Here is a 5,434-nt window from a genome sequence, read left to right on the forward strand (position 1 = left end):
CCTTGCCAATCTGCTTTTAAATATTCAATCACCTCTGTTTTGTATAAGCCATTCACCGTTTCAGCCAGAGCATTATCGTATGAATCACCAGTTGTACCGACTGATGCTCGTAAATTTGCTGCTTCTAAACGATTGGTATAGCGAATAGAAAGATATTGAACACCTCTATCGGAATGATGAATCACATTCTTTGGCATGCCTCGATCGTGCAAGGCTTGCTCTAATGCATCGAGCACCATATCTGTATTCATCCGTGTCGATACTTTCCATCCAACAATTGCTCGTGAGAACACATCAATAATAAAGGCGGTATAGACCCAGCCTGAATGAGTTTGAATATACGTAAAGTCACTCACCCACAGTTGGTCAGGATGATCAGCATTAAAATTACGTTTCACTAAATCATCTGCTCTTTTTTGATCATCTCGGCTACGGGTGGTTTGTTTATTCTTACCACGCCAAACACCTTGTATACCTAGCTTCTGCATCAATCGAGCAACTGTACAACGTGCAATAATATAGCCTTCACGTTTCAATTGTTGCCAGACCTTACGCACACCATATCGACCTGAACTTTCTTTCCAAATTCGTTTAATTTGTTCAGCATGATGCTCATCATGTAGATCTCGTTTCGCTCGATGTTCTGGATTGTCCGCGAGATCTAAAGTTCGGTAATAGGTTGAAGCTGCGATCGGTAAAATCCTACAAATCGCATCAACACCATATCGATCTTTATTGTTATGGATGAAATCCACCATTATTTGTGTGGGCGGTCGAGCTCCGCCTGGGCGAAAAAAGCGGCTGCTTTACGTAGAATTTCATTGGCACGCTTTAATTCTTTAATTTCACGTTCCATTTGCTTCATTTTTTCTTGATCAGATATCTGTTGTACTTTAATAGGATTTTGCTGATCTAAATGCTTTTGATGCCAGGCACGAAGTGTTTCAGGAGTATAACCAATCTTAGGCGCAATTGCTGTGATTGCAGCCCAAGTAGAAGGATAATCTTTTTCAGATTCAATTAGTAATTGAACCGCTTTTTCTCTGATTTCAGGGGTATATTTTAATTTGGTCATCGGGGTAGTCTCTCAGAATATTGACTCTCCGACAAACCCGGTACGGTTCATTTTCACACTTTATGCAACAGAGTCGTTTTTATCCTAAGGTCCTTACCACTTGTATTCTTTACGAACATATATCTAAAAAGTGTAGCAAGTTGCTACACTTTTCGCTAGATCAACTCTTTACCAAAAATATCATTCAGTCTTTCACGAATACTATGGACGAATTCCGGATTACTTTTAAGTTTATGCTTCATATTTCGTTTAAAGTCATTCAACCCCATACCAATTTCAGCAAAATCCATTTGGAATAAAGTGTCATTAATGACAATATTTGCTTGAGAGTCAGTGAGGCATCCTACTTTTTTAAACCACTTCTTGAACTGCTGATAATTTTCATCATTATTAAAAATATACCAAGAACGTACATTCATATCGAATTTAGCCCCTAATTCTTTTACGGATGCATTGTCTTCAAATGGAACATCAAGATAGATTTTTTCAATCACTGCAAATTCATCCAGTGCCTTATCAGCAATCCGATGATGCAGTTTAAAATTCACACCTACAATTGGACGGCCTTTCTTAACGGTTTCATACTCTAACTGTAGATCTGTATTTTCGTTAATTTCTGCCACTATTTTGTCTAATACATAGCGTCTAAAATCTACCCAGCGATCATATTTGGTTTCATTAATATCAATCAGTGCTTTCAAGTTTTCTAAAAGTAATGGCACTTCATAACTCTTTTGATTGACGTACTTAAATTCGTTTTTAATGAAATAAGTATAAAGACTCATACTGGCAACAGAATCTAGGGCAAAAAGATGTTTTAGCTGATAGGTAGTAAAATTACCCCCAGCCAGTTGAGTGAAATACGGCAACACCTCACTGGTAAAACGAATCTGAATCGCATTTTTAGAATCATCTTCCCATCTTAACTCACGGATAATGGGAACGACAGAATGTACTTTTTTAGTCTTTCTCTTACCATTATCAGCTGGCTCCTCAATAATAAAATGAGCTACCCGGGATGAAAGCTCTTTATAAATCCGATCTATTGCAACATTAATTGAATTACGTTTATTTAATCCTAGTAAATCTGCCAAATCATCCTTATACAAATAAATATAAGTTTGTTCGGTAATTTCACCATCTACCCTATTTTTCTCACTATAATTCGCAACCGCCATTGCATATAAAAGTGCCTTATATTCATTGGCTGATAATTCGATTGGGCGAATTAAACGGTTACTGGTACTGACAACGCCATTATGGCGAATGTTGCCTATACAGTAAGGAATATAATTCGATTCTTCTTGCAATGGTTCAGATTCTGTCATAACCGTGATATTTATAATTTAACTTAGTTTTTATATACAAAAGTGGAAAAACTTTCAAGACTTTCACCACAATATTCTAAAAGTGGAAAGTTTGTCATCAAAAAGAAGCATTTTAGCCGATTTCCTGCACTTAAAGTGGAATTAATTATAATCTTTCCACCTCATGATGACAGACCTTCCACCTTTAGTCTCGAAATTACAGTTCAGAAGGTCTATTTTTACTTTTTTCATTCAGGTCTAGTTAGGTTAAGTCAGATAAAAACCCTGATGTGACAAGGCTTCCACCTTTTTGTTAGATTTAAAAGGTATAACTGCACATATAATCATCAGGAAATATCCAATAAAAACAGATTATCCACAGGTTAAGAAGATACAGTGACAATCTTTCCACCTTTAAAGCTTAGTTATGAGACTTTATTAACAGCTTAAATATTTGTTTTTTATATTATTTTTAAATAAAAATAGCAGTTCTAAAAATAGTAGTGACAAACCTTCCACCCTAGTGACAGACCTTCCACTTTATAGTGACAAACCTTCCACTTTATAGTGACAGACCTTCCACTTTACGGTGACAGACCTTCCACTTTATAGTGACAAACCTTCCACTTTATAGTGACAAACCTTCCACTTTTAAAGTTACAAGCATTTGTTTTATATAATAAAAATATGATCCTAATTATTAATTAGCTAAATAACTAATTATTCTAATTTTTAATTAAGCTAGCTTAGTTAAAAATTTATTTTTTAAGTTGTTTTACAGCTGAATAAATAGGATTTATAAATTTAAAAACTATAGTAAGATGAATGAAAGTTATTTATATTACTAAACATTGAAATAAGGAAGCATCTGACACGCATGTCTGCAAAAATTATTACTGTTGCTAACCATAAAGGCGGATGTGGCAAAACAACGACTGTTGTACACCTAGCCTCAGAACTTGCCAATCTGGGCTACAAAGTTTTAGTCATTGATTTAGATCCTCAAGCAAACGCAAGTTTACACATTGGGATCCAACATCCAAGCGAAATTGCTGTCACTACAGCAGAATTACTAGTGGGCGATATTTCGTTGTTGGCAGATGCATTACAAGAAGAAACGAACTTTGAAAAAGTATCATTAATTTATGGTTCCTTAAATTTAGGAAAAACTGAAGATCAACTAAAAGAAGAAGCTCCCCGTCCTTCTGAAGAGTTAAATATCAAGTTAAAACTATTAAAAGATCTTTATGATTTTATATTGATCGACTGTCCACCTAGCCTTAAATTATTAACCAGCAATGCCTTGGCATCTTCAACACATGTCGTTATCCCTATCGAATCAGGATCACAATATGGATTGTATGGGGTAACAGATCTTTTAAATCATCTTGAAAAAATCAAACGTATTAATCCAGATTTAGAGCTTTTAGGCGCTTTACTAATTAAGCATGATGAACGTCAGAATGTCTGTAAGCTGATTCGGGATGAAGCCTTGAAACAGGTAGGTAAAATTTTAGAAACCACAATTCCTCAAAGTACTAAAGTCAATCAAGCAGCGATTCTGCAACAACCACTTTTGAAAGTAGAAAAAAATTCAAAAGTACGTAAGGCTTTTGAAAGCCTTGCCAATGAAATTGTAGTGAAAATTAAAACCTGAGAGCATTATGGCAAGCACCAAAGAGCTTTTAGCTCAGAAACTGAAACAGAATACAGAAAAACATCAGCAAGCACAGAAAGACAATATTAAAGAGCCGAAAGAGTTTAGACGTAATGTCCCTATTGAGGATATCAGCCGAAGTCCAAACCAGCCGCGTAAAATATTTGAAGAGTCACAGTTAAAAGAACTGGCGGATTCTATTAATGAAATCGGCCTTTTGCAGCCCATTACAGTACGTAAACTGGATAATCTGAAATATGAACTGATTGCAGGCGAGCGACGCTTACGGGCACATCAATTACTCGGAAAGTCTGTGATTGAAGCCATTATAATTGATGCAAATAATGTAGAAGCATCTTTGTTAACCCTGGCAGAGAATTTAAAGCGTCAGGATCTGACAGATTATGAGATTTTTATTGGCTTGAACTCACTTGATGAGAAATTAAAGAAAAACAAGCAACGTTTAGCCAATTCACTGGGTTTAAATCGCGAAGATATGTACAAGTATTTAGCATACGAAAAACTGCCGCAAGCAATTTTAAATGACCTTGATGTGGAACCGGGCTTGCTAGGCCGTACTGCTGCAACTGCATTCAAAAAATTTCTATCGGATCATCTTGAACAACTCTCTGAAGCCGAAATGGCCTTACTCGGAGCTTGGGAAAAATTAAAAGACAAAAAACTCGAGCAAAGCAAAGTTACTACTTATGCTGAAAAACTATTGAGTCAGAATCCAGAAAAACTGACCACAACATCCGTGGTCAGAAAAATTGAATATGCTGGTAAGATTGCGGGGAATATCAAACTGAATCAAAAACAGCTTAAAGTTTCTCTGAATATCTCGAAAATTGACGAAGCCAGTCTTTTACAATTAGAAGATTTCTTAAAACAGCTGATTCAAAAAAGCGAAAAAGTGTAGCAAGTTGCTACACTTTTTTAGTCCCGTCAAACTAATTACATCCTCATGCATTATTGAAATTTGCTTTCTTAAGTATGCGTCTTAACATTTGGTCTTTGATAGTACTATTACTTCAGACTGAGATTAAATTCTGCCTTTCTTCTTGTGGAGTGGTTTATATTTATCCGGAAATATTATATATGTCCATATAATCACTCCCAGTTTTCACGTTTTGTATCAAAATAATCAATTCCTATCAGATTTTCCGATAGGGAAATTTATATGCTGGTGGAATATAAATAGTTTGGTGGTGTTTCAAAAAGTATGCTGCCGTTAAACAAATCCGTTATTAAGGTAAAAGAAAGTAAGCATCCGGCTAACACAGCCTTACCAAGCGATCCTATAAGCCTTAATTTAGTCCCCACCTAAAAACAAGTGGGGACTTAATCCATGAACATGGATATATATTCAGCAACACCTCCTGTTGCTAAAAAACG

The 5,434-nt window shown here is 35.7% G+C and carries 3 protein-coding genes, 1 pseudogene and 1 other annotated feature; of the genes and pseudogenes, 2 read left to right on the plus strand and 2 right to left on the minus strand.

Going from position 1 to position 5,434, the window contains the following annotated elements; all coding sequences use genetic code 11:
* Both HHA41_RS12675 and HHA41_RS12680 read right to left on the minus strand, forming a co-directional pair.
* A pseudogene (locus tag HHA41_RS12675) lies at positions 1-1,075 on the minus strand (IS3 family transposase); the annotation flags it as partial.
* Positions 684-800: a sequence feature (AL1L pseudoknot), on the minus strand. It overlaps the preceding pseudogene by 117 nt.
* A 155-nt stretch (positions 1,076-1,230) precedes the next feature.
* Positions 1,231-2,403, minus strand: a complete 1,173-nt coding sequence (locus HHA41_RS12680) for a replication initiation protein (protein WP_150378260.1) — start codon at positions 2,401-2,403, stop codon at positions 1,231-1,233.
* 856 nt (positions 2,404-3,259) lie between these two features.
* Between HHA41_RS12680 and HHA41_RS12685 the strand changes: the two genes are divergently transcribed.
* Positions 3,260-4,039 carry a ParA family protein gene (locus HHA41_RS12685; protein WP_150378261.1) on the plus strand — a complete coding sequence of 260 codons (780 nt, stop codon included), beginning with the start codon at positions 3,260-3,262 and terminating at the stop codon, positions 4,037-4,039.
* A 7-nt stretch (positions 4,040-4,046) separates the two neighbouring features.
* Complete coding sequence (locus HHA41_RS12690) at positions 4,047-4,958, plus strand: ParB/RepB/Spo0J family partition protein (RefSeq protein WP_150378262.1); 912 nt, start codon at positions 4,047-4,049, stop codon at positions 4,956-4,958.
* Positions 4,959-5,434 lie beyond the last annotated feature (476 nt).

Source organism: Acinetobacter sp. A1 (genome assembly GCF_012371315.1).
GTDB lineage: Bacteria > Pseudomonadota > Gammaproteobacteria > Pseudomonadales > Moraxellaceae > Acinetobacter.